This window comes from Saccharopolyspora griseoalba, assembly GCF_042665275.1.
Lineage (GTDB): Bacteria > Actinomycetota > Actinomycetes > Mycobacteriales > Pseudonocardiaceae > Saccharopolyspora > Saccharopolyspora griseoalba.
In genome coordinates this window covers 405,400-431,065 of record NZ_JBHTCJ010000001.1, presented here as the reverse complement: position 1 = coordinate 431,065, position 25,666 = coordinate 405,400, and the positions used below count along the sequence as shown (strand labels likewise).

The 25,666-nt window shown below is 71.8% G+C and carries 23 protein-coding genes; 8 read left to right on the top strand and 15 right to left on the bottom strand.

Translation table 11 applies throughout. The annotated features are described in order from the left end of the window. Positions 1–20: 20 nt before the first annotated feature. From ACFQRI_RS01935 to ACFQRI_RS01925, 3 genes are all read right to left on the bottom strand, one after another. The gene (locus ACFQRI_RS01935) at positions 21–1,514 is read right to left on the bottom strand and encodes a long-chain-fatty-acid--CoA ligase (RefSeq protein WP_380663565.1); all 1,494 of its coding nucleotides are present in this window, start codon (positions 1,512–1,514) and stop codon (positions 21–23) included. A gap of 218 nt (positions 1,515–1,732) precedes the next feature. Further along, positions 1,733–2,428 (bottom strand): haloacid dehalogenase type II, encoded by a 696-nt coding sequence (locus tag ACFQRI_RS01930; protein WP_380663562.1) that lies wholly within the window; start codon positions 2,426–2,428, stop codon positions 1,733–1,735. Between the two features lie 88 nt (positions 2,429–2,516). Continuing rightward, positions 2,517–2,990: an Lrp/AsnC family transcriptional regulator gene (locus ACFQRI_RS01925; protein ID WP_380663559.1), complete on the bottom strand. Its 474-nt coding sequence runs from the start codon at positions 2,988–2,990 to the stop codon at positions 2,517–2,519. Between the two features lie 167 nt (positions 2,991–3,157). Between ACFQRI_RS01925 and ACFQRI_RS01920 the strand changes: the two genes are divergently transcribed. After that, entirely contained in the window at positions 3,158–3,805 is a 648-nt protein-coding gene (locus ACFQRI_RS01920) for a YitT family protein (RefSeq protein WP_380663557.1), read from the top strand. Between the two features lie 56 nt (positions 3,806–3,861). Here ACFQRI_RS01920 and ACFQRI_RS01915 read toward each other — a convergent pair whose 3' ends face one another. From ACFQRI_RS01915 to ACFQRI_RS01895, 5 genes are read right to left on the bottom strand one after another with little or no spacing between them, the layout of a single operon-like run. After that, entirely contained in the window at positions 3,862–4,830 is a 969-nt protein-coding gene (locus ACFQRI_RS01915; RefSeq protein WP_380663554.1) for a cyclase family protein, read from the bottom strand. Then, the gene (locus ACFQRI_RS01910; RefSeq protein ID WP_380663551.1) at positions 4,827–5,981 is read right to left on the bottom strand and encodes an alpha/beta hydrolase family protein; all 1,155 of its coding nucleotides are present in this window, start codon (positions 5,979–5,981) and stop codon (positions 4,827–4,829) included. The genes ACFQRI_RS01915 and ACFQRI_RS01910 overlap by 4 nt, the downstream gene beginning before the upstream one ends. Positions 5,982–6,010: 29 nt before the next feature. Continuing rightward, entirely contained in the window at positions 6,011–6,958 is a 948-nt protein-coding gene (locus ACFQRI_RS01905; protein ID WP_380663548.1) for a fumarylacetoacetate hydrolase family protein, read from the bottom strand. Positions 6,959–6,968: 10 nt separating this feature from the next. Beyond that, positions 6,969–7,907 carry a VOC family protein gene (locus ACFQRI_RS01900; protein WP_380663545.1) on the bottom strand — a complete coding sequence of 313 codons (939 nt, stop codon included), beginning with the start codon at positions 7,905–7,907 and terminating at the stop codon, positions 6,969–6,971. 15 nt (positions 7,908–7,922) lie between these two features. Further along, a complete protein-coding gene (locus tag ACFQRI_RS01895; RefSeq protein ID WP_380663542.1) occupies positions 7,923–9,044 on the bottom strand; it encodes an FAD-dependent monooxygenase in 1,122 nt (373 codons plus the stop codon). A gap of 111 nt (positions 9,045–9,155) precedes the next feature. Here ACFQRI_RS01895 and ACFQRI_RS01890 point away from each other — a divergent pair, with 111 nt between their 5' ends. From ACFQRI_RS01890 to ACFQRI_RS01880, 3 genes are all read left to right on the top strand, one after another. Next, positions 9,156–10,097, top strand: a complete 942-nt coding sequence (locus ACFQRI_RS01890; protein ID WP_380663539.1) for a LysR family transcriptional regulator — start codon at positions 9,156–9,158, stop codon at positions 10,095–10,097. Between the two features lie 134 nt (positions 10,098–10,231). Then, positions 10,232–10,891 carry a class I SAM-dependent methyltransferase gene (locus ACFQRI_RS01885; RefSeq protein ID WP_380663536.1) on the top strand — a complete coding sequence of 220 codons (660 nt, stop codon included), beginning with the start codon at positions 10,232–10,234 and terminating at the stop codon, positions 10,889–10,891. Between the two features lie 39 nt (positions 10,892–10,930). Further along, the gene (locus ACFQRI_RS01880; protein WP_380663533.1) at positions 10,931–11,665 is read left to right on the top strand and encodes a haloacid dehalogenase type II; all 735 of its coding nucleotides are present in this window, start codon (positions 10,931–10,933) and stop codon (positions 11,663–11,665) included. Here the strand turns inward: ACFQRI_RS01880 and ACFQRI_RS01875 are convergent, their stop codons facing one another. Continuing rightward, positions 11,666–12,916, bottom strand: coding sequence for a PrsW family intramembrane metalloprotease (locus ACFQRI_RS01875; protein WP_380663530.1), 1,251 nt, complete (start codon positions 12,914–12,916; stop codon positions 11,666–11,668). Between the two features lie 118 nt (positions 12,917–13,034). Then, positions 13,035–14,330, bottom strand: a complete 1,296-nt coding sequence (locus ACFQRI_RS01870) for an aspartate aminotransferase family protein (RefSeq protein ID WP_380663527.1) — start codon at positions 14,328–14,330, stop codon at positions 13,035–13,037. A 463-nt stretch (positions 14,331–14,793) separates the two neighbouring features. On the opposite strand from ACFQRI_RS01870, the gene ACFQRI_RS01865 reads away from it, so the two are divergent. Next, entirely contained in the window at positions 14,794–15,027 is a 234-nt protein-coding gene (locus ACFQRI_RS01865) for a hypothetical protein (RefSeq protein ID WP_380663524.1), read from the top strand. 34 nt (positions 15,028–15,061) lie between these two features. On the opposite strand, the gene egtD is transcribed toward ACFQRI_RS01865, so the two are convergent. From egtD to egtA, 4 genes are read right to left on the bottom strand one after another with little or no spacing between them, the layout of a single operon-like run. Further along, the gene (gene egtD, locus ACFQRI_RS01860) at positions 15,062–16,012 is read right to left on the bottom strand and encodes an L-histidine N(alpha)-methyltransferase (protein WP_380663521.1); all 951 of its coding nucleotides are present in this window, start codon (positions 16,010–16,012) and stop codon (positions 15,062–15,064) included. Continuing rightward, a complete protein-coding gene (gene egtC / locus ACFQRI_RS01855) occupies positions 16,009–16,755 on the bottom strand; it encodes an ergothioneine biosynthesis protein EgtC (RefSeq protein WP_380663518.1) in 747 nt (248 codons plus the stop codon). Before egtC ends, egtD begins: the two co-directional genes overlap by 4 nt. Further along, positions 16,756–18,075 (bottom strand): ergothioneine biosynthesis protein EgtB, encoded by a 1,320-nt coding sequence (egtB, locus tag ACFQRI_RS01850; RefSeq protein WP_380663514.1) that lies wholly within the window; start codon positions 18,073–18,075, stop codon positions 16,756–16,758. After that, positions 18,072–19,313 (bottom strand): ergothioneine biosynthesis glutamate--cysteine ligase EgtA, encoded by a 1,242-nt coding sequence (gene egtA, locus ACFQRI_RS01845; protein WP_380663511.1) that lies wholly within the window; start codon positions 19,311–19,313, stop codon positions 18,072–18,074. The genes egtB and egtA overlap by 4 nt, the downstream gene beginning before the upstream one ends. A 159-nt stretch (positions 19,314–19,472) precedes the next feature. Here egtA and ACFQRI_RS01840 point away from each other — a divergent pair, with 159 nt between their 5' ends. From ACFQRI_RS01840 to ACFQRI_RS01830, 3 genes are all read left to right on the top strand, one after another. Continuing rightward, on the top strand, positions 19,473–20,066 hold the full coding sequence (locus ACFQRI_RS01840; RefSeq protein WP_380663508.1) for a TetR/AcrR family transcriptional regulator: 594 nt from the start codon (positions 19,473–19,475) through the stop codon (positions 20,064–20,066). Positions 20,067–20,138: 72 nt separating this feature from the next. Continuing rightward, entirely contained in the window at positions 20,139–22,226 is a 2,088-nt protein-coding gene (locus ACFQRI_RS01835; protein ID WP_380663505.1) for an FUSC family protein, read from the top strand. A gap of 91 nt (positions 22,227–22,317) precedes the next feature. After that, positions 22,318–23,823 carry an alpha/beta hydrolase gene (locus tag ACFQRI_RS01830; RefSeq protein WP_380663502.1) on the top strand — a complete coding sequence of 502 codons (1,506 nt, stop codon included), beginning with the start codon at positions 22,318–22,320 and terminating at the stop codon, positions 23,821–23,823. Between the two features lie 69 nt (positions 23,824–23,892). Here ACFQRI_RS01830 and ACFQRI_RS01825 read toward each other — a convergent pair whose 3' ends face one another. After that, positions 23,893–25,368: a peptide MFS transporter gene (locus ACFQRI_RS01825; protein ID WP_380663499.1), complete on the bottom strand. Its 1,476-nt coding sequence runs from the start codon at positions 25,366–25,368 to the stop codon at positions 23,893–23,895. Positions 25,369–25,666 lie beyond the last annotated feature (298 nt).

The window sequence follows — 25,666 nt, the reverse complement described above, 5'->3', positions numbered from 1 at the left end:
GCGATGCCCCGCGCGCCGGTTCAGCCCTCCCGGGGCAGCTCCTTGACCTCGCGGCGCAGGATCTTCCCGGTCGGGCCCTTGGGCAGCTCGGGCAGCAGCCAGATCTCCCGGGGGTACTTGTAGGCGGCGATGCGCTCCTTGACGAACTCGCGCAGCTCGTCGGTGCTGACCTCCTGGCCGGGCTTGAACGACACCGCCGCGCCGACCTCCTCGCCGAGCTCGGGGTGCTTCACGCCGATGACCGCGGCCTCGGCCACCGCCGGGTGCTCGTAGAGCACCTCCTCGACCTCGCGCGGGTAGACGTTGTAGCCGCCGCGGATGATCAGGTCCTTCTTGCGGTCGACGATGAAGAAGTAGCCGTCGGAGTCCTTGGTGGCGATGTCACCGGTGTGGAACCAGCCGTCGCGGATCGCCTCGGCGGTGGCCTCGGGACGGCCCCAGTAGCCCTTCATCACGTTCTCGCCGCGGATGACGATCTCGCCCGGCTCGTCGACGCCGAGCTCGTTGTCGTCCTCGTCGACGACCTTCATCTCGCAGCCGCGCACCGGGAAGCCGATCGAGCCGGGCTTGCGCTCGTGGCCGGGCTGGTTGAACGAGGCCACCGGGGAGGTCTCGGACAGGCCGTAGCCCTCCAGCACGTGGCAGTCGAACTTCGACTCGAAGCCGCGCAGCACCTCCACCGGCATCGCCGAACCGCCGGTGGCGCAGGTGCGCAGCGTGCTCATGTCCGCCGAGTCGGCGTCGGGGTGGTTCAGCATCCCGGCGTACATGGTGGGCACGCCCTCGAAGATGGTGACCGCGTCCCGCTGCACGATCTGCAGCGCCTTGCCCGCGTCGAACCGCGGCAGCAGCGTCAGGCAGGCGCCGACCCGCACCGCGGTGTTCAGCGCGCAGGTCAGGCCGAAGACGTGGAACAGCGGCAGGCAGCCCATCACCACGTCTTCCGCGCTGAGCTCGAACAGCGTCTCCACCGCCATCCCGGCGTTGGAGGCCATGTTGTGGTGGGTCAGCTCCGCGCCCTTGGGCTGCCCGGTGGTGCCGGAGGTGTAGAGCAGGACCGCGGTGTCGTCGTCGGCGCGCTCGACCGGCTCGGTGATCGGCTCGCCGGAGAGCTCGGTCGGGCCCATCGCGCCGACGACCACGCCCGGGATGCCCACGGCGGCCGCGGCCTCGGGCACGGCGTCGCCGCCGCCGTCCCAGCCGTAGACCAGCGACATCCCGGAGTCCTTCAGGTAGTACTCGACCTCGCGGGCCTTGAGCAGCGGGTTCATCGGCACGACGACTGCCCCGGCCAGCAGAGCGCCGTAGAACAGCACCGGGAACGCTGGCACGTTCGGGAAGACCAGTCCGATGCGGTCACCGGGATTGATACCGCGCTCGCGCAGGTCACCAGCCACGGCGGCCGCCGACGCGTGCAGCTGCGAGTAGCTGACCACGTGCTCGTCGAGGCGCACCGCGGGGCGATCGCCGTGGCGTTGCGCGGTGGCGACCAGGTTCGCTGCCAGGTTCGTCATGTTCCGTTCCCGTCGTCGTTGAGTGGTTCGGACCCGGCGTCAGCCGTCGAGATCGAGGACCTCAGGCAGAGATAGTCCACGCTCCGCAGCTCGGAGGCAATCCATCGGGTGCACATTTGGGTAACACGTACATCGTGAACCAGGTAAATGGTCCGCGCTGCCCGTTTTCCGAACCGATCAGGAGGCACGGTCGGTCAGCACCGGTCGCGGGCGTTCGATCATTCGGTGGCCAGCAGCTCGGCGGCCAGCGCGGCCAACGAGGTGGACTCGACGTCGAACTCGCCGTCGGCGTCCGGGCAACCCTCCCGCTTGACGTAAGCGGTGCGCATCCCCTGCGCCGCGGCGGCGCGCAGGTCCCACGGGTGCGCGGCCACCATCAGCACTTCGCCCTCCCCCGCTCGCAGCAGGTCCAAGACCAGCCGGTAGGCGGCCGGGTCGGGCTTGTAGCAGCGCACGAGCTCGGTGGGCAGCGCGGCGTGCCAGCGCAGCCCGCCACCGCGGGCGATCTCGATCAGCGCTCGCGCGGTGCTGTTGGACAGCGCGACGGTGTTGAACCGCTCGGCCAGGGCACCGAGCCCCGGAGCGGCGTCCGGCCAGGGCCGGGGCACCAGCGCGGCGGCGGCGAGGTCGTCGAGGGCGGAACCGCGCAGGGCCGCACCTGCGCTCTCGGCGGCCGCGTCGAGGGCTTCGCGGTTGAGCTCGTCCATCGGCCGGAACTCCTGGCCGCCGGCTTCGGGCATGAGCTCGTCGATGCGGTCGAGCCAGGCGTCGACCAGCGCATCGGCCGGTTCGGCGGACTCCCCCGCGGCTTCCAGCGCGCTGCGGGTCTCGGCCAGGCGGTGGCCCCGTTCGTCGACGATCGTGCCGAGGACGTCGAGGACCAGTGCGGAAATCTTGGGCACATCTAACGACACGCGGGGGATCATGCCGCCCGCCCGGCCGCCCCCACCGCACGCGCGAAGCACGGTTCGATCTCGAATCCGCATCCGCGCGCAACCAGACTCACCCCTCGCGCGCGGCGGCCTCCAGCAGCGCGCGCATCCGCAGCGGCATGGCCTCGCGCAGCGAGATGACGGTGCTGCTGCGCACCACGCTGTCGATGGCCAGGACCTCGTTGGTGATGCGGTGCAGGTCCTGGGTGTCCCTGGCCACGATCTTGACCAGCAGGTCCGCATCACCGGTGGTGGCGTGCACCTCGACGGCCTCGGGCAGCTCGCGCAGCGCGGCCGTGGTGCGGGGCTGCATGGACTGGCTGATCTCCAGCGACACGAAGGCGACCATCTGGTAGCCCAGCGCGGTCGGCTCCACCCTCCTGCTGAAATCGCCGAGCACGCCGTTGCGGCCGAGCTTGCGCAGCCGGGCGTGCACCGTGTTGCGCGCGACGCCGAGCTGCCGGGACAGCGCCAGGATGGTCAGCTCCGGGTCGTCGTCGAGGGCGAGCAGGATGCGCGCGTCCAACGAGTCGATTCCGTCCACGCCCGCTCCCCCTCGTGTGCACGGCGCCACACGCCGTGATCGACTACGTGTGACGAGAACAAGCCAATTGCGCATATTGGCACATCTGGTCGTGGTAGTGCGACTTCTGTCGCAGGCCTCGGGTGCTGTGTTGCTCCTGCGGCAGCCGGAACCGGAAAATTCCGAACATGACCGCAACCGTGCAGGCCGCAGAACGCGGCCCCGAGACGCCTGCCCCGACCGCGCCGCCGCACTCCCGCACCGAGGACGCCCTCGGACTGCTCTCCGGCACGTTCGTCGTCTCGCTCGGGTTGTACCTGCTGCAGGGCAGCCAGCTGGTCACCGGCGGCACCGCCGGTCTGTCGCTGCTGCTCAGCTACGGGCTGCCGGTGCCGTTCTGGCTGGTGTTCCTGCTGGTGAACCTGCCGTTCATGGCGCTCGCCGCGCGCCAGAAGGGCTGGGACTTCACGCTGCGCACGCTGGTGTCGATCGCGCTGGTCTCGGCGTTCTCCCCGCTGCACGCCCAGCTGTTCGGCGAGTTGCACCTCGAACCGCTCTACGGCGCGATCGCGGGCAACCTGCTGGCGGGCATCGGCCTGCTGATCGTGTTCCGGCACGGTTCCAGCCTCGGCGGGTTCAACGTGATCGCGCTGATCGCCCAGGAGCGCTTCGGCTGGCGCGCCGGTCTGGTGCAGATGGGCATGGACGTCGTGGTGGTGCTGTGCTCGATGGCGGTCACCACGGCCACCGGCGTGCTCCTGTCGGCGCTGGGCGCGGTCGTGCTCAACGGCGTCCTCGCGCTCAACCACCGCCCCGGGCGCTACCTGGCGGCCTAGATCCCCGCGGCCCGGAACCGCGCGCTGCGGGGCGTGCGGGTCCGGGCCGCGGCGCGCTACTTCACCGCGATCGGGTTCACCGGCGCACCGACGGCCCCGGTGATCGGGATCGGCGCGGCGGTCAGGAGGAACGCGTGCTGCCCGTCCTCGGCGCAGTCGGCCGCGAGCGCGTCGAGATCCCACATCTCGCCGAGGAACAACCCGATGTGCGGGATGGCGACCTGGTGCAACGGCTGGAAGGCGTCGTCGAACTCGTTCGGCCGCACCTCCACTCCCCAGGTGTCGGTGGCGACCGCGGCGATCTCGGTGCCGTGCAGCCACTCGGCGGTGGTGAACGACAACCCCGGCGCGGGCCCGCCGGCGTAGGTGCCCCAGCCGTCGCGCCGGGCGCGGGCGAGCTGACCGGTGCGCACCAGCGCGATGTCCCCGCGTCCCACCGGGCTGCCCTGCCGCTCGGCGATCTCGGTGAGCTCCTGGGCGGTGATGGCGTAGCCGTCGGGCAGCTCGCCGCCGGTGCCGAGGGCGCGCCCGGCGTCGAGCAGGACCGCTCGCCCGGTGAACCCGTCGGCGACCGTCTCGATCCCGGTGACGTGATCGCCCGCGGCGGTCACGACCTCCTCGGCGGGTCGCCCGTTCCAGGCCTTCGCGTGGTCGAAGATGTGCCCCAGCCCGTCCCACTGGGTCGAGCACTGCAGCGGCATGCTGACCACGTCGTCGGCGCCCCCGATGCCGTGCGGGAAGCCCTGCTTGCCCGCGGCGGCGTCGGTGCCGGTGTCGAGCATGGTGTGCACCGGGTTGGTGCGCCGCCGCCACCCGCGCTGCGGGCCGTCCACGTCGAAGCGCTGGGCCAGCGAGAACACCGCGCCGCGCCGGACCAGCGCGGCGGCCTCGCGGCGCTTGGCCTCGTCGAGGTGGTTGAGCGTGCCGCGCACGTCGTGCTCGCCCCAGCGGCCCCAGTTCGAGCAGCGCGCGGCCATCTCGGCGACGGCCGACTCCGGGTCGGCGCGGTCGAAGGGGAAGGTCATGGCAGCTCCGCGAAGGTGTCCTGGATCCAGTCGGCGGTGAAGGTGCTGACGTGGGCGAAGTGGTCCAACCCGATGTGCTCGGCGCCGCCCTCGGCCTCGTCGAAGACGCGCAGCTCGCACTTCGGGCTGCTGATCGCCTGCTCGTGGCTGCGGTGGGCGTAGTGCAGCGGGATCTGCCGGTCGTTGGCGCCGTGGGTGATCAGGAACGGCACGCTGATCTTGTCCACCACGCCGTCCAGGCACACGTCCTCGACCTTGTCGATGAACGTGTCCAGGTCGTCCTCGCCCCACACCCACAGCACGTGGTTCCAGTAGTGCGGCACCGGGTTCTCGCCCTCGCGGTCGAGCCTGCGCTTCTGCACCGCGCCCCAGTCGTGGTTGGCGCCCCAGGCCACGCACAGCGCGAGGCGCTTCTCGAAGGCCGCGGCCCTCGGCGCGAAGTAGCCGCCCAGCGACCAGCCCACCAGGCCGATCCGGTCGGCGCGCACCCCGGGGCGGGTCTCCAGGTGGTCCACGCAGGCGGCGGCCCAGGCCTCGGTGTCCACCCGCGCGGTCAGCCCGCGCATCCGCAGCGCCTCGCCGCTTCCCGGGCAGTCGACCATCAGCGTGGAGATGCCCCGGGCCGCCAGCTCCGCGCCGAAGCCGGAGAGGTACATGTGCTCCTTGGTGCTGTCCAACCCGTTCCACATGATCACGCACGGCGCGGGCTCGCCGTCCCGCGAGGCGTCGGTGAAGTACGCGGGCAGCGAGGTCTCCTGGTAGGGCACCTCCACGCGGCTGGTCCGGGGGCCGATGAGCTCGAAGGTGCTGCCCATGAGCTCCAGGCAGCGCTCGTAGATCGCGTTGCGGTCGGGCGTGTCGGCGCTCTGCATCCGCTCGGCGTGCACCAGGTAGTTGGTGGCGCGGTGGAACTTCTGCCCCGCGGTGCGCGCGTGCCCGGCCGCGCGGTCCTGCTGGGCTTGGGCGACCAGGTCGTCGACCACGGTCGTCCAGGACTTCAGCAGCTCGCCGGTGCCCACGTCGGAGCCGCGCGCGCCGGCCTCGCGGATCGGCCGGCAGGCGCGATCGACCTCGTCGATGAGCCCGCCGCTGTTGAGCGCGGCGACCACGGTCAGGTTCCACACGTAGTTTCCGGGAAAGTACTCGAACATCTCGCTTCTCTCGGTTCGCTGGTGGGAGGTCACGATCGGTCGCGGGGCCGCGGCGCGGCCCGGCGCACGGGTGGGGGTTCGGTCCCCTCGGTGACGCGGTTGCGGATGGTTCCGATGCCCTCGACGGTCATCTCCACGACGTCACCGGGTTCCAGGGCGGGCGGATCGGCCCGGTCCGGCCTGCCCCACAGCTCGGCGAGGCAGCCGCCGTTGCCGCAGGTGCCCGAGCCGAGCACGTCGCCGGGCCGGATCTCGGCACCGCGCGAGGCGTAGGACACCAGGTCCTCGAACGGCCATCCCATGTTGGACAGCAGATCGCGGCCGATCTCCTCGCCGTTGACCGACACGCGCATCTGCAGCCGCAGGAACCCGTCGGAGTCGCGGTAGGGCTCCAGCTCGTCGGCGGTGACCAGGCAGGGGCCGAGGGTGCTGGCGAAGTCCTTGCCCTTGGCCGGCCCGAGCCCCACCTTCATCTCGGTGGACTGCAGATCGCGCGCCGACCAGTCGTTGAGGACGGTGTAGCCGGCGATGTGCTCGCGCGCCTGCTCCGGGGTGAGGTCGCGCCCGGTGCGGCCGACGACCGCGGCGACCTCCAGCTCGAAGTCCAGCACCCGGCACCCGGGCGGCCGCGCGACCTCGTCGAACGGCCCGGTGACGGCGTGCGGGTTGGTGAAGTAGAAGGTCGGCGCGAGGTACCACTCCGGAGCTACCCCGGTGCCGCTGACCGCGCGGGCCACGCCTTCGACGTGCTCCTCGAAGGCCACGAAGTCGCGGATCGTCGGGGGCTGCAGCGGTGCCCGCAGCCGCACCGACTCCAGCGGGACGCCCGCGCGCGAGCGCGCCCGCCGCCCCGCTCCGGCGAGCTCGCCGGAGCTCAGCAGTTCCCGCAGGTCGCCGCCGTCGACCGGGTGAAAGCGCTGCCGGTCGAGCAGCCCGCAGAACTCCTCGCCGTCGATCTCGGCGGTGGCGAATCGCATCAGGCCCTCCTCACACCGGCGGAGCGACGAAGACGCCGCGGTCGGGGTCGTTGAACGACTCGGCGGCCACGAACTCGTCCATCGGGTTCGCGGTGCCCCACTGGTCGGAGACCTCGGGCTGGGTGAAGTCGTAGAGGTGCGGGTGCCAGGTGTCCTCGTCGAGCAGCTCCAGCTCGGTGGTGTACTCGACGGTGTTGCCGTGCGGGTCGAGGAAGTAGCTGAAGGTGTTGTTGCCCGCCAGGTGCCTGCCCGGTCCCCAGACCTTCTTGATGTCGTTGCGCAGCAGCCGTCCGGTGCCGCGCATGTACTCGTCGATGCCGCGCATCTCGAACGAGGCGTGGTGCAGCGACACGTGCGGGCCCCGGGCGATGGCGAGGCTGTGGTGCTGCGGGTTGCAGCGCATGAAGTACATCGCCTCGCCGAGGTTGGGGTGGAACAGCGTGTCCGACAGCGAGAAGTCCAGGTGCTGCTCGTAGAACGCCCTGGTGCGCTCCGGGTTCGGCGAGTTGATCACCACGTGCGAGAGCTTGACCGGGATGGACTCCTGCTCCTCGATGCGGCGGTGCGCGCGCACCTGCACCTCGCAGGAGATCTCGACGGTGCGACCGTCGACGTCGAAGAACCGGAACCCGTAGCCTCCGCCCGGCGTCTGCAGCGCACCGGGTTCGCCGACCAGCTGCACCCCGGCGGTGGCCAGGCGCTGGGCCAGGGCGTCCACCGAGGCGCGGTCCTCGGCCCCGAGGGCGATGAGGTCCAGGCGCTTGTCCTCGGCCTGCCGCAGCCGCACCACGTACTGCTCCGGGGAGCCCTCGGCGGCCAGGAAGCTCAGCCCGGGCTCCTCGACGACCGGGGTCAAGCCCCACAGGTTGGTGTAGAACTCGCGCTGCTTGGCGTAGTCGGGCACCGCGATGTCGAGGTGCCGGAGATGGGTGATGAGTCGATCTGTCACGTACTGCCTCCTTCGTCAGACGGGTTGGGCGACGAGTTCCGAGACCCGGGCCATCAGGCCGGGAACGTCCCCGCGCTCGCCGTCGAGCAGCCACTGCGCGAGCTGGTCGGACGCCTCCACCACGGTCTTGGCGCGGTCGAACCGCCGGGCCGCGTAGGCCTCGAGCGCGGCGTCGGTGGCATCACCGGCCGACAGCACCTCCTCGGCGAGCGCGACCGCGTCCTCCAGCGCCTGCGCCGCGCCCTGCGCGAGGGTGGGCGGGCAGACGTGCAGGGCGTCGCCGGCGAGCGCGACCCGGCCGCGGTGCCAGGGCCTTTCGAGCAGGTGCGATTCGAAGTGGGTGTAGTGCACCGCGTCCGGGTCGGTGAGCTGGCGACGGATCTCCTCCCAGGGGCCGCCGTAGTGCCCGGCCAGCTCGCGCATCAGCTCCAGCGACTCGGCCGGGCTCAGCCCGGTGCGGTCCTGCGCCCGTTCGGCCAGGTAGGCGTACAGCGAGTTCTGCCCGGTCGGGCAGTACCCAGCCAGGTAGCAGCGGCCGCCGTAGTAGATGTCGGTGCGGGCGACCGACTCCGGCCGGGGGACGAACGCCCGCCAGATGCCGATCCCGGTCGGCCGGGTCTCCAGGTCGACGCCCAGCAACCCGCGGGTCGACGAGCGGACCCCGTCGGCGCCGACGACCAGGTGGTAGTGCTGCACCCCGCCGTCGACGAAGGTCACCGCCACCGACGGTCCCGCGTGCTCGAACCCGGTGCAGGAGTCGCCGAAGCGCACCCGCACGCCGACCTCGCGGGCGCGCTCGACGAGGGCGCGGGCCAGTTCGGGCCGGTACGTCCCGAGCGTGGCGGGCAGGTCCGGCCCGCCGGTGCGCACGTCGTCGAACTCGGCGAGCAGCTCGCCGTCGGGCGCGCGCAGACCCAGGTCGTCGAACGCGAAGCCGCTCGCGCGCACGCGTTCCCACACCCCGAGGCGCCGGAGCACGCGCAGGGCGTTGCCCTGCAGCGTGATCCCGGAACCGATCGCGGTCACGGCGGGTTTGATCTCGACGAGATCGACCTGCCAGCCACCTTCGGCCAGCAGGATCGCGGTGGCGCATCCGGCCGAACCCGCGCCCACCACCAGCGCCTTGCGCGTTGTCATGTTGCTTCTCCGAGTGCCGACGAGCTTTCGATCTCCACTCTGCGGCGCGGCTCACTATCGGGGAAGAGCCAACTGACTATGCCGAGTATTGGCGTGAGCTATAGTCCGGCGATGGACGTGCGGGCGCTGCGGAACCTGGACCTGAACCTGCTGCCGTCGCTGGACGCCCTGCTGGAGGAGCGCAACGTCTCCCGCGCCGCCGACCGGGTGGGCGTGAGCCAGCCGAGCATGAGCGCCGCTCTCGGCAAGCTGCGCAGGCACTTCGGCGACGAGCTGCTGCAGCGCAGCGGCAACCGCTACCACCTCACCGCGCTGGCCGCCCAGCTGGCCGGGCGCACCAAGGCCGCGCTGGCGGGGGTGGAACGGGTCTTCGACGCCGCACCGGATTTCGACCCGGCCGCATCGCGGCGCGAGTTCACCCTGTTCACCAGCGATTACGCCGCGCTCGTGCTGGGCAGGCAGCTCAGCGAGCTGGTCGCCGAGCGCGCCCCGCACGCGCGCCTGCACTTCGAGCAGAACGTCCCGCAGGTCGTCGAGCACATCGACGAAGCCCTGCGCACCGTCGACGGCATCATGATGCCGCACGGCTTCCTCGACGAGCTGCCCGCGCAGGACCTCTACACCGACGAGTGGGTGTGCGTGGTCTCCGAGGACAACGAGCGCATCGGCGAGCCACCCACCCTCGACGACCTCGCCGAGCTGCCGTGGGTGGCCACCTACCGAGGCCCGCACGCCTACACCCCGGCCATCCGCCAGCTCAAGATGCTGGGCATCGAGCCGCACGTGCAGGTCGCGGTGGAGAGCTTCCTCGCGGTGCCGTTCCTGATCAGCGGCACGCCGCGGGTCGCGCTGCTGCAGAAGACCCTGGCGCGCCGCCTGGGGCCGTCGGCGGACGTGCGCGCGCTGCCCTGCCCGTGGGACGTCCTCCCGCTGCCGGAGGCCTTCTGGTGGCACCCGCTGCACGACGCCGACCCCGCCCACCTGTGGCTGCGGGAGGTGCTGCGCGAAGCCGGCCGCCAGGTCACCGCGCGCTACGGCCTGCCCACCGGCTGACCGCCCGGATCGAACGCGGTCGACGACCACCGCGAACCGCGCGCCTCGGGCCGATCGCGATCGGCCTCGCCGCGAGCACCACCGGTGGTAACTTCACCCGTCGACCCCAGGGCTTCCCGACCGCGGAGGAACGAGTGCACGACGAGCTTCCCGACTTCGACGCCGTCTACCGCGGCCAGGGCATCACCGAAGGCGCCGACCAGAGCGTGCCGTGGAACATCGGGGTTCCGCAGCCGGCCATCGCCGAGCTGATCGAGCAGGGGGTCGGCTCACCGGTGCTCGACGCCGGCTGCGGGGTCGGGGTGACCGCGTTGGACCTGGCCGCGCGCGGTCACGAGGTCGTCGGGGTCGATTCCTCGGAGACCGCGATCGCCGAGGCCGAGGCGGCCAAGGACGCCCGGCACGCCACGGCGAGCTTCCAGGTCGCCGACGTGACCGAGCTCGACGGCTACTACGACGGCCGCTTCAGCACGGTCATCGACAGCACGCTGTTCCACTCGCTGCCGGTCGACCGCCGCGACGACTACCTGCGCTCGATCGCCCGAGCCGCCCGCGACGGGGCCGTGCTGCGCGTGCTGGTGTTCCGGTCCGACGCCTTCCCCGAAGGCGGCGGGCCCAACGCGGTGACGGCAGAGGAGCTGCGCGCGGCGGTCGAGGAGCACTGGAACGTCGACTCCATCGAGGACAGCAGCATCGCCGCCTTCCTGCCCGCGGAACTCGGCGGGGCGGCCCACCCGACCGACGAGCAGGGGCGCTCGCGGATTCCCGCCTTCCTGCTCACCGCGCACCGCTGAGCACCCCGGTTCGCCGGTTCGCGTTGCTAGCCTGAGCCGATGTCACCGGACGCCTCCCCGAGATCCGTCGACGCGGTGCTGTTCGACACCTTCGGCACCGTCGTGGACTGGCGCAGCGGCGTGGCTGCCGCCGTGGCCGAGTTCGCCCAGCAGCACGGGTTCGACGCCGACCCCGGCGAATTCGCCCTGCGCTGGCGCGCCCGCTACCAGCCGGCGATGCGCGCCGTGCGCCTCGGCGAACGCGAGTTCGTCGACCTCGACGTCCTGCACCGGGAGAACCTGCTGGCCACCGCCGAGGAGCTGGGGATCGCGCTGGATCGGGTCGACGACGCCGAGATCGACCGGCTCAACCGGGCCTGGCACCGGCTCGACGCCTGGCCCGACGCCATCGCCGGGCTGACCCGGCTCAAGCGGCACTTCATCATCGGTCCGCTGTCCAACGGGCACACCGCGCTGCTGACCAACATGGCCAAGCACGCCGGGCTGCCGTGGGACGTGATCATCGGTTCCGACTTGACCCGCGCCTACAAGCCCGACCCGGAGGCCTACCTGCGCACCGCGGCGATCCTGGACCTGCCACCGGAGCGGGTGATGCTGTGCGCCGCGCACGACGAGGACCTGGCCGCCGCGCAGCGCGCCGGGCTGCGCACGGCGTTCATCCCGCGCCCGCAGGAGCACGGCCCGGCGCAGCGCGCCGACCCGGAGCCGGGCGGCTCGTGGGACGTCGTGGCCCGCGACGTGCCCGATCTCGCCGCCCGGCTGCTCGACGGGTGATCAGCGCGGCGGCCAGGGGTTGCCGCCCGGCCGGTGGTTCGGCAGCTGGCCGAGCTGCTGGGGCGGCGCGAAGAACCCGGACCGCTGGTTGCGGGCCCACGGCGGTTGCGGGGCCTGCGGAACGCGCCGGAAGAACGCGTTCCTGGCCACCCGCATCAGGCCCACGATCGCGTCCCGGCGGGCGAAGAAGCGCTCCGGGCTGATCGTTCGCCGCTCCGCGCGGGCGTGCAGCAGCGCCAGCTCGGTGGCCGCCAGCTGGTAGTCGCCCATCGCCCGCGCGCCGGTGACGCCCGCGGTGCTGCGCGCCCAGGCGCGCGCCCGCCTGCGGCCCGGGATCGAGGCGAGCATCCGCAGGTCGTTCGGCGCGACCAGACCGCTGGGCACGTAGGCGGGCAGGAAGCGGCCGATCTGGCCGACCAGCCGCTTGCGGTCGACCACCAGCACCACGACGAGCGCGATCAGCACCACCGCCTCGATGAGGTAGGCGAACACCATGCCGGGGAAGCCCGCCAGGGTCAGCCCTCCGTTCCACAGCGCGTGCAGCAGCACGGCGCCGCACCAGCCGAGCACCACCGCGAAGAACCGGCCGGCACCGCGGTGCGTGGCCGCGTAGGCCACGCCCAGACCGGTGATCGCGGTGTACATCGGGTGCCCGAGCGGGGCGACCACGCCCCGCAGCAGCACCGTCCCCCAGACCTCGCCGGGCGCGGCCAGCCCCCGCATGTAGTACAGGACGTTCTCCACCAGGGCGAAGCCGAGTCCGCACAGCGCCGCGTAGACGATGCCGTCGGTGGCCCCGTCGATCTCGTGGCGGCGCACCACCAGCAGGAACAGCAGCAGCGCGCCCTTGAAGCTCTCCTCGACCACCGGCGCGATCACCGTCACCGTCAGCGCCGAGGCCGGTTCGGGCCCGAACAGCACGGCCAGCACCGACTCTCCGGCGGTGTTGACGATCAGCGCGCCGAGCAGCGCCACCCCGGCTCCCCAGGCGAAGGCCACGCACAGCATCAGCCGCGGTTCCGGCTCCAGCCGGTCGATCCACAGCACCAGAGCGACCAGCACGATCGCGGTCGGCAGCGCCAGCAGCATGCCCACGACCACGTTGGTCGGGGCACCGGGGACCAGCAGCACGTAGGAGCCCAGCGCGAGCAGCAGGCACAGGCCGGAGACGACCAGTCCGACGATCAGCGGGACCGGGGCGCGGTTGGAGCTGCGTCCTTCCAGGACGGACTTCGGGCTCAGTGCGGGCATGCCCGGCAGGGTATGGGAACGCGACCGGCCACGTGGCGGGAACCCGGCAGCCGGGCCGGGAATCGCGCTCCCGGAGGGAACACCGCTCCCGGCCCGACCGCCGCCAGGACCCCGCCCGTCAGCGGCGCTCCTGCTCGGCCAGCTCCAGGCAGTCGGCGAGGACCTGCAGCGCCCGCTCGGCCTCGTCCTCGGTCAGCGTCATCGGCGGAGCCAGGCGCAGCACGTTCCCGTGCAGACCGCCCTTGCCGATCAGCAACCCGCGCGCCTTGGCCAGTTCCATCACGCGCGCGGCCGCGAGGGCCGACGGACCTCCGTCCGGTTCGACCAGTTCCACGCCGATCATCAGCCCCTTGCCGCGCACGTCGCCGATCAGCGCGCGCTCCTCGGCCTGCGCGCGCAACCCGCGCAGCAGCTGCCCGCCGAGCTTGGCGGCGTTGCCCTGCAGGTCGTGGTCGAGCAGGTAGTCCAGGGCCGCGGTGGCACCCGCGGTCGAGACCGGGTTGCCGCCGAAGGTGGAGATCGAGTTGGCCCCGATGCCGTTCATCAGCTCGGCTTCGGCCACCACGCCACCGATCGCCAGGCCGTTGCCCAGACCCTTGGCGAAGGTCATCGCAGCCGGGGTCACGCCGTGCGCGCCGATCCCCCAGAAGTGCTCGCCGGTGCGCCCCCAGCCGGTCTGCACCTCGTCGGAGATCAGCGGGATGCCGTACTCGCCGAGGACCTCGGCGAACGCGCCGAAGAGCCCGTCGGGCGGGGTGGCGAAACCGCCGACGCCCTGGATCGGCTCGACGATCATGCACGCCACGTCGCCGGCGGTGGTGGTCTCGATGACCTCGCGCAGGTCCTCGACGCACGCGGCGATGTAGCCGGCGTCGGAGAGGTCGCGGAACGGGCTGCGGTAGCGGTAGCCGCCGTGCACGTAGCTGACCTTCACCGGTGAGAGCGAGGTGGCCGACCAGCCCCGGTTGCCGGTCACGCCGATCGTGCCGAAGGCGCGGCCGTGGTAGGAGTTGCGCAGCGCCAGGACCTGGTTGCTGCGCCGGTGCTGCGTGGCCAGCATCAGCGCGGTCTCGTTGGCCTCGGTGCCGGAGTTGGTGAAGAACACCCTCGGCTCGCGCAGCCCGGAGAGCCCGGCGATGCGCTCGGCGAGCTCGACCTGCTGCCGGATGAGGTACAGCGTCGAGGTGTGCAGCACGCCGGTGTCGACCTGTCGGCGCACCGCGTCGCTGATCTCGGCGATGTCGTAACCGATGGCGTTGGTGAGGATTCCGGCGAAGAAGTCCAAGTAGGTGTTGCCCTCGGCGTCGGTCACGTGCCGGCCCGAGCCGCTGACGATCTCGACGGGTTCCTCGTAGTACAGCGCAAGCCAGTCGGGCAGCACCGCGCGGTGCCGGGCCAGCAGCGAGTCGGACATCAGGTTCCTCCTCCGGGTCGATGCGCCCCCAGTCTCGCGCTCCGAGCGGACGCTGGCCACAACCCGCGGCGGATCGACGTCATCGCAGGTCACAGCATTTCCCCATACCCCTGATGACGGCGCGCTCACCGGGTGTAACCTGTGGCGCGTCGGTCACGCCCCGCCAGCACCTCCCCCCAGTCGCTGACGGTGGCGTGACCGGCTTTTCACTCCCAGTGATCACCGTCGCTCGCATGACTCTTTCCGGTGATCCACTCGCCGTTTCGCCCCACAGCCATTGCGCCGAACGGGTCACACCCGTCTAGCCTCACGTCACGCACGCACCCCGCCCGCGTCTCGTTCGCGGAGGTGGGGAAATGACCAACAGCAACCGAGTCCGCACCGCACTGCTCAACCGCCTGCCGGGCGATCCGGTCGACACCAGCTTCGGCCCTCGCGAGCGACAACGGGGAGGGAGGATCTGATGGGCGGCACCGTCGCGGTCCGTTTCGCCGCAGGGGTGGTCGGCGAATCGCATCGGCAGGCCCACTTGGCCCAGCGCCCGGACGGCGGCGTCCCGGCCGCGTGGCGCACGCTGTGCGGCCAGGAGATCCCCTCCCATCTGGCCGAAGTGGCCGATCGTCCCGCGGGCATGCCCTGCTTCGGCTGCCTCGCGCGCCTGCCCGTGCCGAAGGTCAACCCGGAACTGCCGAGTTGAGGGGGCGGTTCGGCTTGGTGGGCCGATCCGCGTCTCACGCCGAGCGGCACAACGACAGGGCGAAGTCGCCGGCCTCGTCGGTCCACCAGTGCTCCAGGACGAATCCCGCGACGGCGAGCTCGTCGCGGATCCGGTCGTGGCGGAACTTCGCGGAGATCTCGGTGCGGATCTCCTCCCCCGCCGCGAAATCCACTTCGAGCCCGAGCTCGGCGACCCGTACGCGCATCGCGCGCTCGGCCCGCAGCCGCATCTCGATCCACTCCTGCTCGGCGTTCCACCGCGCGGCGTGGGTGAAGGCCGCGAGGTCGAAGTCCGCGCCGAGCCGCTCGTTGAGCACGCGCAGCACGTTCCGGTTGAACTCCGCGGTGACCCCGGCGGCGTCGTCGTAGGCGCGCACCAGCCGGTCGGGGTCCTTGACCAGGTCGGTGCCCAGCAGCAACCACTCCCCCGGCACCATCGCCTCGCGCAGCGCGCCGAAGAACCCGGCGCGCTCCTCCGGCAGCAGGTTCCCGATGGTCCCGCCGAGGAAGGCCACCAGCCGGTCCTCGCCGTCGTCGAGGCGACCGGTGGTGAAGTCGTCGACCACCCCGCGCACCTCCAGGCCCGGGTAGTCGGCCTCGATGGCGGCGACCGCGGTTTGCAGCGCCGAGGCGGAGACGTCCAGCGGCACGAACCGCTGCAGCGCTCCGGTCTTGCGCAGCGCGTCGAGCAGCAACCGGGTCTTCTCCGAGGAACCGGAGCCGAGTTCGACCAGGGTCCTGGCACCGGTGGTCTCGGCGATGGTCACGGCGTTGGCGCGCAGGATCCGCGCCTCGGCCCTGGTCTGGTAGTACTCCGGGAGTTCGGTGATGCGCTCGAAGAGCTCGCTGCCCGCTGCGTCGTAGAACCACTTGGGCGAGAGCCACTTCGGGTCGTCGGTGAGTCCTTCCCGGACGTCGGCGCGCAGCTCGGCCGCCGCGTCGGCCTCGGTGAACCTGGTCTTCACGCTTCCTCCTCGAGGGATGTGACCTCGGTGTGCTCGGTGTCGGCGACCAGCAGGCACCGGTCGGGGACCTCGACCCAGCGCTCCGGCGCCCCGTAGGGTTCGGAGGCCACCGCGACCGAACCGGGCCCCTTGCGCACCCACAGCGAGTGCGTCCAGGTGGTGGCGACCAGCTGCCCGCCATCGCACAGCAGCAGGTTCAGCCGGGAATCGGGCGCGGCCGCGAGCACCTCGCCCACCAGGTCGCGGACGGCCGAGGGCGGGTCCTCGCCGGCGTCGAGGCGCTGGCGCAGCAGCGCCCACAGCACCGCCGAGTCGATCGGCGCGGTGGTGAGCAGATCGGTGGTCTCCAGCCGCCCGGCGAGCTTGGCCAGCGAGTCGGGCCAGCCGCCGACCTTCCCGTTGTGGCTGAACAGGCGCTGCCCGTCGGCCAGGGGCGCGCACGCCTCCACCGACACCGGCATGCCGACGGTGGCCGAGCGCACCGCGGCCACCACCGCCGAGGCCCGAACCTGCCTGGCCACCTGGGGGAACGAGGTGTCGGTCCACATCGGAACCGCTGCGCGGTAGGTCGCGGGCTCGCCGTCGTCGCCGAACCAGCCCGCGCCGAAGCCGTCGGCGTTGACCGTACCGCCGCCGCGCATGTCGGTGGGATCCCAGGACTGCTCGAGCAGCGAGTGAGCGGGGTCGAGCAGCAGCTCGGCCAGCGTGCGCTCGGGGCCGAGGTAGCCCAGGTGACGGCACATTCAGCCCTCCAACGCGGTGCGGGCGCAGCGGAACCCGGCGAAGATCTGCCGCCGGATCGGGAAGTCCCAGTTGCGGAAGCTCCCGCGGCAGGCCGCCCGGTCGGTGCCGAACGAACCGCCGCGCAGCACCTTGTGATCCGACCCGAAGAACACCTCGGAGTACTCCCGGTACGGGAAGGCCGCGAATCCCGGGTACGGCAGGAAGTCGCTCGCGGTCCACTCCCACACGTCGCCGATGAGCTGGCGCGCGCCGCACGGGGCCTCACCGGCCGGATAGGCACCGGCCGGTGCCGGTTGCAGGTGCCGCTGGCCGAGGTTGGCGTGCTCGGGCTCGGGGTCCGCATCGCCCCACGGGTAGCGGCGGGAGCGACCGCTCGCCGGGTCGTACCGCGCGGCCTTCTCCCACTCGGCCTCGGTCGGCAGCCGCTTGCCGGTCCACGCGGCGTAGGCCTCGGCCTCGTGGAAGCTCACGTGCACCACGGGCTCGTCGGCGGGCACCTGCTCGACGTGGCCGAAGCGGCGGCGCAGCCAGCGCCCGCCGTCGCGGAACCAGAACCGCGGCGCGCGCAGGTCGGCCTTGTTCCGGTAGGCCCACCCGGCCTCGCTCCACCACTGCGGCTGCTCGTAGCCGCCTTCGGCGATGAACCGCTGGTAGGCACCGTTGGTCACCGGCGCGGCGTCGAGGTGGAAGGCGTCGACGTGCACCTCGTGGGCGGGTCGCTCGTTGTCCAGCGCCCAGGGCTCGGTCGAGGTGCCCATGGTGAACGGGCCGCCCGGCACGAAGACCTCCTCGGCCGGCAGGTCCTCCGCGCGCCGCGGTGGCGGGGCTTCCAGCGCGGGTGGCCCGTCGCGCAGCTGGTGGGTTGCCAGCATCGTCTCGTCGTGCTGCTGCTCGTGCTGCACGATCATGCCGAAGGCGAAGGCGTGCTCGACCAGTTCCCGCCCCTCCAGCGGAGTGCGTTCGAGCAGGTCGAAGACCTTGTTGCGGACCGTTCCGATGTAGTCGCGGGCCTCCGAGGGTCCCAGCAGCGGCAGCTGCGGGCGCTCGGCGCGCGGGTGCTGGAAGGCGTCGTAGAGGTGGTCGATGTCCGGGCGCACCGCCTCCGCGCCGCCGACGTCGCGCACCAACCACAGCTCCTCCTGGCTGCCGACGTGCGCGAGGTCCCAGACCAGCGGCGACATCAGCGGCGAGTGCTGACGCACCAGCTCGTCGTCGTCGACGGCGTCGGTGAGCTGGGCGCTGCGCCGCCGGGTGCGGTCCAGCTCCTCGGCGACGTGGTCGCGCAGCCGGTCGTGGGTGAGCTCGTTGAGATCCTTCACCGGGGCACACCTCCAGGTGCTCGGCGCTCGGCGGCGGCCAGCCGCCGCGACAGGTGATCGGCGAGCCGCTCGGCCAGGCCGGGCCCTCGCGCGGTTTCGGACAGCAGCTCGCGAGCGAGGTCGAGGATCTCCCGCGCGGCGCGCGCCAACGCGGGATCGCGCAGTCCGTGCTCGGCGGCGCGCATCCAGCTCCCGGCCACCGGAGCCGCCCGCGCGGCGACCTCGTCCACCACGGCCTCGTCGGCGAACAGCGCGGCCAGCGCTGCGGCCGGGAGCATCCAGTCGGTCCCGGGCTGCGCGTCCAGGTAGCGCACCTCGAGGTAGCCGCGCGGGCGCACCGGCGGGAAGACCGTGGTCAGGTGGTAGTCGAGGTCCTCGCGGGTGGGGCCGCCCCGGCGGATCCACTCGGCGAAGCTCAGACCGCTCGGCGCGCTCCAGTCGTCGCCGTCGCGGCGCTGGCACAGCACCGAGACGTCGAGCATCCGGCGCGCCCAGCCCAGCGCCGGGTCCCCGGCGGTGGGCCCCGGCAGGGTGCGCGGCGGGTCGGTGTTGAGCAGCACGCGGGTGCGCGCGGACTGCCAACCGGTGTCCGCGCCGCTCATCCGCGGCGAGTTGCCGAAGGCCGCGATCATCACCGGGCCCAGCGCGTGCAGCGCCGACCAGCGGGCGGCCACCCTGCCGGGTTCCCCGGCGTCCAGGCACACCTGGACGCCGGCCGTGCTGCACATCATCAGCCGGCCGTTGATCCCGATGCGGTCGAAGGCGGCTTCCATCGCGGCGTAGCGCGGCACCCGCAGGATCCGGTTCGGGGGGCGGTGCGGGTCCAGGCCGTGCTCCCCCAGCACGAGGTCCGCGGCGGCCAGCCTGCGGCGCAGGTAGGCGGCGTCGGCTTCGACCGCGCCGAGCAGGCCGGGAAGTGATGTGGTGGGGAGGCTTGAGATCTCGACCTGGCCACCGGGTTCAACGGTGAGCACCGAGCCGTTCGGCAGATCCCGGTGCGGGCTCTCCGGTGCCAGGGAGGGTGGGGCGTGCGGGCCCAGCGCGCTGACCAGTGTCGCGACGTCGAGGGCACGCCCTGGATCGGATCGATGGTGCACGGTCCACTCGAGCTCGACGCCGAGGAGTCTCGGAGGTCCGTGCTTGAAGCACACCGAGGCCACGTAAGCTTCCGCCTCCGCCCGCGTGCGCAGGCGCGAGGTCGGGAACTCCGCGGCCGCCGGATCGGTGGAAATCGGCATGTCATCACCGCCCGTCGTCGGCCGGTCACCGACGCTACCGTTCGGTCCCGACAGTCGCGAGAGTTGCAGCTCGGCGCGGATCCGGAATCCGGCGGGCACCGGGCAGCAAAACGTACGTACGGATTGCATCTGCTCGGGGAATCCTGGGAACATCGCCGCATGCCCCGTGTCAGTCAGGATCACCTGGACACCCGGCGTCGTCAGATCCTCGACGGCTCCCGGTCCTGCTTCGCGCGCTTCGGCTACGAGGGTGCGACCGTGCGGCGGCTGGAGGAGGCCACCGGCCTGTCCCGCGGTGCGATCTTCCACCACTTCAAGGACAAGGAATCGCTGTTCCTCGCCCTCGCCGAGGACGACGCCACCAGGATGGCCGATGTCGTCGCCGAGCAGGGCCTGGTGCAGGTGATGCGCAACCTGCTCGACGAGGCCACCGGAATCGAGGAGCGGGCGCTGGGCGCGGACTGGCTGGGCACCCGGCTGGAGGTCTCCCGCAGGCTGCGCACCGATCACGAGTTCCGGGAGCGCTGGGCGCGGCGCTCCGAACTGCTCACCGCGGCCACCCGCGCGCGCCTGAAGTGGCAGCGCGACTCCGGGAACCTGCGCGACGACGTCGACGTGGACGTGCTCACCGCCTACCTGGAGCTGGTGCTGGAAGGGCTGGTCTCGCACCTGGCGATGGGCCTGCCCGCCGACCACCTGCGCTCGGTGCTGGACCTGGTCGAGGAGAGCGTGCGACGCCACCGGAGCCAGTGATCCCACTCCGCGGCCGAGCTTCGACGTAACCTCGGGACGCGGGAACCAGCGAACGAAGGAGCCGGGCGGCGCATGTTGAGCCAGTGGTGGAATCGCTTCCTGGCTTCGGATCCGTCGCTGCGCCGCCTGCGGGGCGCCGTGCGGGTGCTGCTGTCGGTCGCCCTGACGCTGGGCGCGAACCTGCCGCTGCTGTCGATGTGGGGTCAGCCCGCGCCGATGGCCATGATCGGCGCGGTGGTGGCGATCAACGGCTCGATGGGCGTCAGCGAGACCGAGCGCGGGGCGCAGCTGCTGACCTTCGCGCTGCTGCCGCTGCCGGTGGTCGCCGCGCTGGTGCTGTCCATCACCACCCAGCCGCTGCCGCTGGTGCACAGCCTGCTGTTCCTGGTGGTGAGCTTCGCAGCCGTCTACGTGCGGCGGTTCGGGGCGCGCTACTTCCCGCTGGGGATGGTCGCGTTCATGGGCTACTTCTTCGCCATGTTCCTCAAACCGCAGATGGCCCAGCTGCCCGCGCTGGTGGTGGCGGTGGTCGTGGGCGCGGCGGCCGCCGCGGTGCTCAAGCTGGTGGTGCTGCGCGACGACCCGGAGGGGATCCTCGACCGCGGAAGGCGCACGCTGCGCGCCCAGGTGCACGGGCTGCTGCACGCGGTGCACGACGTCGCCGAGCACCCCGGGTCCGAGTCGCGGCGGCGCAAGCTGCACAACCACTCGGTGCGGCTCAACGAGACCGCGCTGATGCTGGAGAACACCATCGGCCGCCTGGACGCGCTGCCGGAGTCCCGGCGCGAGCTGCTGCGCCAGCGGGTGCTCGACGTGGAGCTGGCCGCCGAGAACATGGTGACCAGGCTGCTGCGGCTGGTCGACCACCCCAGCGGTGGTGGCGAGGTCGGCCACGCGGTGGGCGCGCTGCTGGAGGTGCTGGAGAGCCCGCACGCCGAGATCCACGAGGTGACCCGGCAGGTCTCCGAGCAGGTCGAGCAGCGCGGCTCGGTGCAGCTGGCGATGGCGATCCGCCGCCTGGGCAGCGCGCTGGCCGAGCTGGCCGGCGCCACCGGCGAGCTCGGCGAGCAGCAGGTGGACGAGGACGAGGTCGAGCCGGCCGACGAGCAGGACGCCGACGAGGATACCGGAACCGGGCTGAACCGCCCCGAGGTGCGCACGGCCATCCAGGTCACCGTCGCCGCGGGTCTGGCCATCCTGTTCGGCCAGCTGGTCTCGCCGAACCGCTGGTACTGGGCGGTGATCACCGCGTTCGTCGTGTTCATCACCACCAACAGCCGCGGCGAGCTGCTGGTGCGCGCCTGGCAGCGCACGCTGGGCACGCTGCTGGGCGTGCTGGCCGGGATCCTGGTGGCGGTGAACATCACCGGGGACCTGGGCGCCGAGATCGCGGTGATCCTGCTGTGCGTGTTCCTGGCGTTCTACTTCGTGGGCTACTCCTACGCGGCGATGACCTTCTTCATCACCACCATGCTCGGCGTGCTCTACGGCATGCTGGGCGTGTTCACCTTCTCGGTGCTCGGGCTGCGGCTGGTCGAGACGCTGATCGGGGCGGCTTCCGGGGCGCTCGCCGCGGCCGTGGTGCTGCCCACCCGCACTCGCGAGCTGGTCCGGGACAACACCGCGGAGTTCCTGGGCGCGCTGCGCGACTTCCTGCGCGGCGCGGGCACCGAGCTCGCCGAGCGGGGCACCGCGACCGGCCTGCAGGAGCCCATCCGCACCCTGGACGACGCGCTGCACAAGGTGCTGGCCAGCTCGCGGCCGCTGACGCTGTACCGGCTGCGGTCCCGGCAGAGCCAGGTGCAGCGGATGGCGCTCAAGCTCAGCGGCTGCGCCTACTACGCGCGCAACGTGGTGGTGGCCCTGTCCCAGGCGACCCCGATGGTCGACGCCGACACCCGGCAGCGGCTGGCCGAGCTGATGAATGCGCTGGCCGACGCGGCCGAGGGGCTCAACGACCGCAACCGCGAGACCTTCGACGAGGCCATGGCCGCCGCGCAGCGCACCAGCGACGCGCTGCACGACATCGCCGAGTCGCTCACCGACGGGCCGACCTCGCTGCACCGCACGATCACCTGGCTGGACCGCGTCACCCAGGTGATCGACGACCTGGCCCGGGAACTGGCGCTGGAGCCGCACTCGGCTCACTCCGCGGCGTGAAACTCGCGGACGCGCCCGCCCGCTCGCCGCGCCCCGCCGGGGAACCGATCTAACCTCCGAGATCGTCCGCCCCTCGGCTCGCGGAGGTCTCGTGAAGCGCTCGACGGCACTCGGTCTCGTTGCGGCGGCCGTGGTCACCACCGCCCCGGCCGCCTCCGCCGCGCCGGCAGGCCTGGAGTTCGGGCCGTGCCCGGAGGACATCGCCGGGCCCTATCCGCAGATGCGGTGCGCCGAGCTGAGCGTACCGCTGGACTACGCCGATCCCGGCGGCGAGCAGATCGAGCTGCTGGTGTCCAAGCTGCCCGCGCGCAAGCCCGAATCGCGCCGCGGATCGCTGCTGGTCAACCCGGGTGGTCCGGGCGGTCCGGGCGTCGCGTTCGCCGGTGGGCTGGCCTCCCAGCTGCCGGCTCCGGTGCGCGACTCCTACGACCTGATCGGCTTCGACACCCGCAACTCCGGGCACAGCCAGCCGATCACCTGCGCGGACCCCGAGAAATACTGGCGCACCCCGCTGCCCGACCCGGACTCGCCAGCCGCGCGGGAGGCCAACTGGCAGCGGGCCGCGCAGTACGCCGCGGGCTGCCAGGAGCGGGCCGGGAAGTACCTGCCGCACCTGACCACCCCGAACAACGCCAGGGACGTGGACCGCATCCGCGCCGCGCTGGGCGAGCAGCGGATCAGCTTCCTCGGCTACTCCTACGGCACCTACCTGGGCGCGGTCTACGGCGAGATGTTCGGCAGGCACGTGGACCGGATGATCCTGGACAGCTCGGTCAACCCGGATCCCTCGGAGATCTGGTACGGCAACAACCTCGCCCAGGACGTCGCCGCGCAGCGGCGGCTGGAGGACTTCTACGGCTGGGTCGCCCAGCACCACGACCACTTCGGCCTCGGCACCGAGCCCGCCCAGGTGCGCGCGGCCTGGGAAGGGGTGCGCGACGGCCTGCGCCGCGCCCCGCGCGGACCGCTGGGCCCGGCCGAGTTCCTCGACATCACCTTCGACGCGCTGTACAGCGACTCGCGCTGGCAGCCGCTGGCCAAGGCGATCGCGCAGGTCCGGTTGCGCGGCGAGGACCAGAAGCTGGTCGGCATGGTCGAGCGCAAGGACGCCGCGGCCGAGACCTCCAACGCGATCTACACCGCCGTGGAGTGCGCCGACGCGCCGTGGCCGCGCAGCAAGGCGTGGTGGGAGCGCGACTCGGCGCGGATGGCCGCCGAGCACCCGTTCGCCGCCTGGTACAACAGCTGGACCGTCGCGCCCTGCCGCACCTGGCCCGCGCCCTCGCAGCAGCCGATGCGCATCACCGGCACCGGACTGCCCCCGGTGCTGATGTTCAACTCCGAGCACGACGCGGCCACCCCGTACCGGGGTGCGCAGGAGATGCACCGATCGCTTCCGTCCTCGGTGCTGGTCACCGAGAAGGACGCGGGCGAGCACGGCGTCTGGGCGCTGGCGGGCAACGACGCGGCCGACCGGATCGGCACCGCCTACCTGCTCGACGGCGAGCTGCCCGCCGGGGACGTCGCGGTCCCGGGCCACCCGCTGCCCGACCCCGGCGCGCGGGAGGAGCGGACCCGGACCGTCGAGCTGCGCTGACCCGCGCGACCACGCGAAAGGGCCGACCCCGGGAACTCCGGGGCCGGCCCTTTCGCACCACGCGCGACGTCAGTTCACGCCGTGCATGTACTTCTTGATGCTGCGGGAGGCCACCAGCAGCAGCGCGGCGCACCCGATGGTGGCCAGGCCGATGATCGCGAAGTAGGTCTTCTGGTTGTCCACCGAGTACAGCTGGACCACCTGGGCGCCCAGGCCCTGCCCCATCGCCGGGGCGAGGAAGTACAGGCCCATGGTCTGCGAGGCGAACACCTTCGGCGCCAGCTTGGTGGTCACCGACAGGCCGACCGGGGAGAGCAGCAGCTCACCGACGGTCATGATCACGAACACCAGCGCCAGCATGAGCGGCAGGTGCTTGCCGTCCCCGGAGACCACGTTCGACAGCACGACCCACAGGAAGGCCAGCGCGACGAACAGCAGACCGCCGACGAACTTCTGCGGGGTGGACGGCTGCTTGTTGCCCATCTTCACCCACAGGGCGGCCACGGCGGGCGCCAGCACGATGATCGCCAACGGGTTGACCGACTGGAACCAGGAGGCCGGGATCACGAAGCCCAGGACGTTCAGGTCGGTGTCGGCCTCGGCCAGGTTGGCCAGCGTGTTCGGCTGCTGCTCGAACAGCAGGAAGAACAGCGCGGTGGCCAGGAAGAGCGGGATGTAGGCCACCAGGCGGTCCCGCTCGACCTTGGTGATCTGCTTGCTGGAGAGCATCACCGCGAAGTAGACGACCGGCAGCACCGCGGAGATCAGGCTGACCACGTCGACCATGCCGCTGAGGCCCATGACGCCGCTGACGGACAGGGCCACCAGCACGGCGACGAACGCGACCACGATGCCGCCGGCGCGACCCAGCACCCGGCCCTTGTGCTCCGCGGGCAGCGGGTTGACCGGCTCGACGCCCGCCGAGCCCAGGTTCTTGCGCCCGATGACGTACTGGACCAGGCCGAAGGCCATGCCGACCGCAGCGGCGGCGAAGCCCAGGTGCCAGTTCACCTTCTCGCCGAGGGTGCCGACGATGAACGGCGCGAAGAAGGCGCCGAGGTTGATGCCCATGTAGTAGATCGAGAAGCCCGCGTCGCGACGGGTGTCGTCCGCGCCGTAGAGCCCGCCGACCAGGCCGGAGACGTTCGGCTTGAGCAGACCGGTGCCGATCACCAGCAGGATCAGGCCGACCAGCACCGGGGCGATGCCGCCGGGGACGGCCAGCGCGAGGTGGCCGAGCATGATGATGAAGCCGCCGTAGAGCACCGCGCGCTGGGCACCGAGGATGCGGTCGGCCAGCCAGCCGCCGAGGATGCCGGTCATGTAGACCGAGGCGCCGTAGACGCCGACCACCGAGAGCGCGGTCGACTCCGGGATGCCCAGGCCGCCCTCCGACACGGCGTAGTACAGGTAGTACGCCAGGATCGCGCGCATGCCGTAGTAGGAGAAGCGCTCCCACATCTCGGTGAAGAACAGCGTCAACAAACCGCGGGGATGCCCGAGGAATCCCGTCTGCGGCGCGTCCGCAACCGTGGGGGTACTCACGATCACGTCCTCTCGTGTTTCGAACAGGGGGCGGCGTTAACCGCAACAACGTTTGCGGCAGGTTACGTCGTCCCCGAGTGGATCAGACCACCGGGTCACCTTCGTCACAGTGACGATCACCATAACGCCCTCACCTCGGGGAACTCGGCGCGCTGCTGGAACGTACGCACGTACCGAGGCAACACGCCCCCGGCCAGAAGTCGCCGGTACTGGGAATTGTGCGAATTGTGATCGCACCACCACTGAAAGCGCCCGGACCTCGCGGCTACACTGAGTCGGAACCTTTTATGCGGTTTCC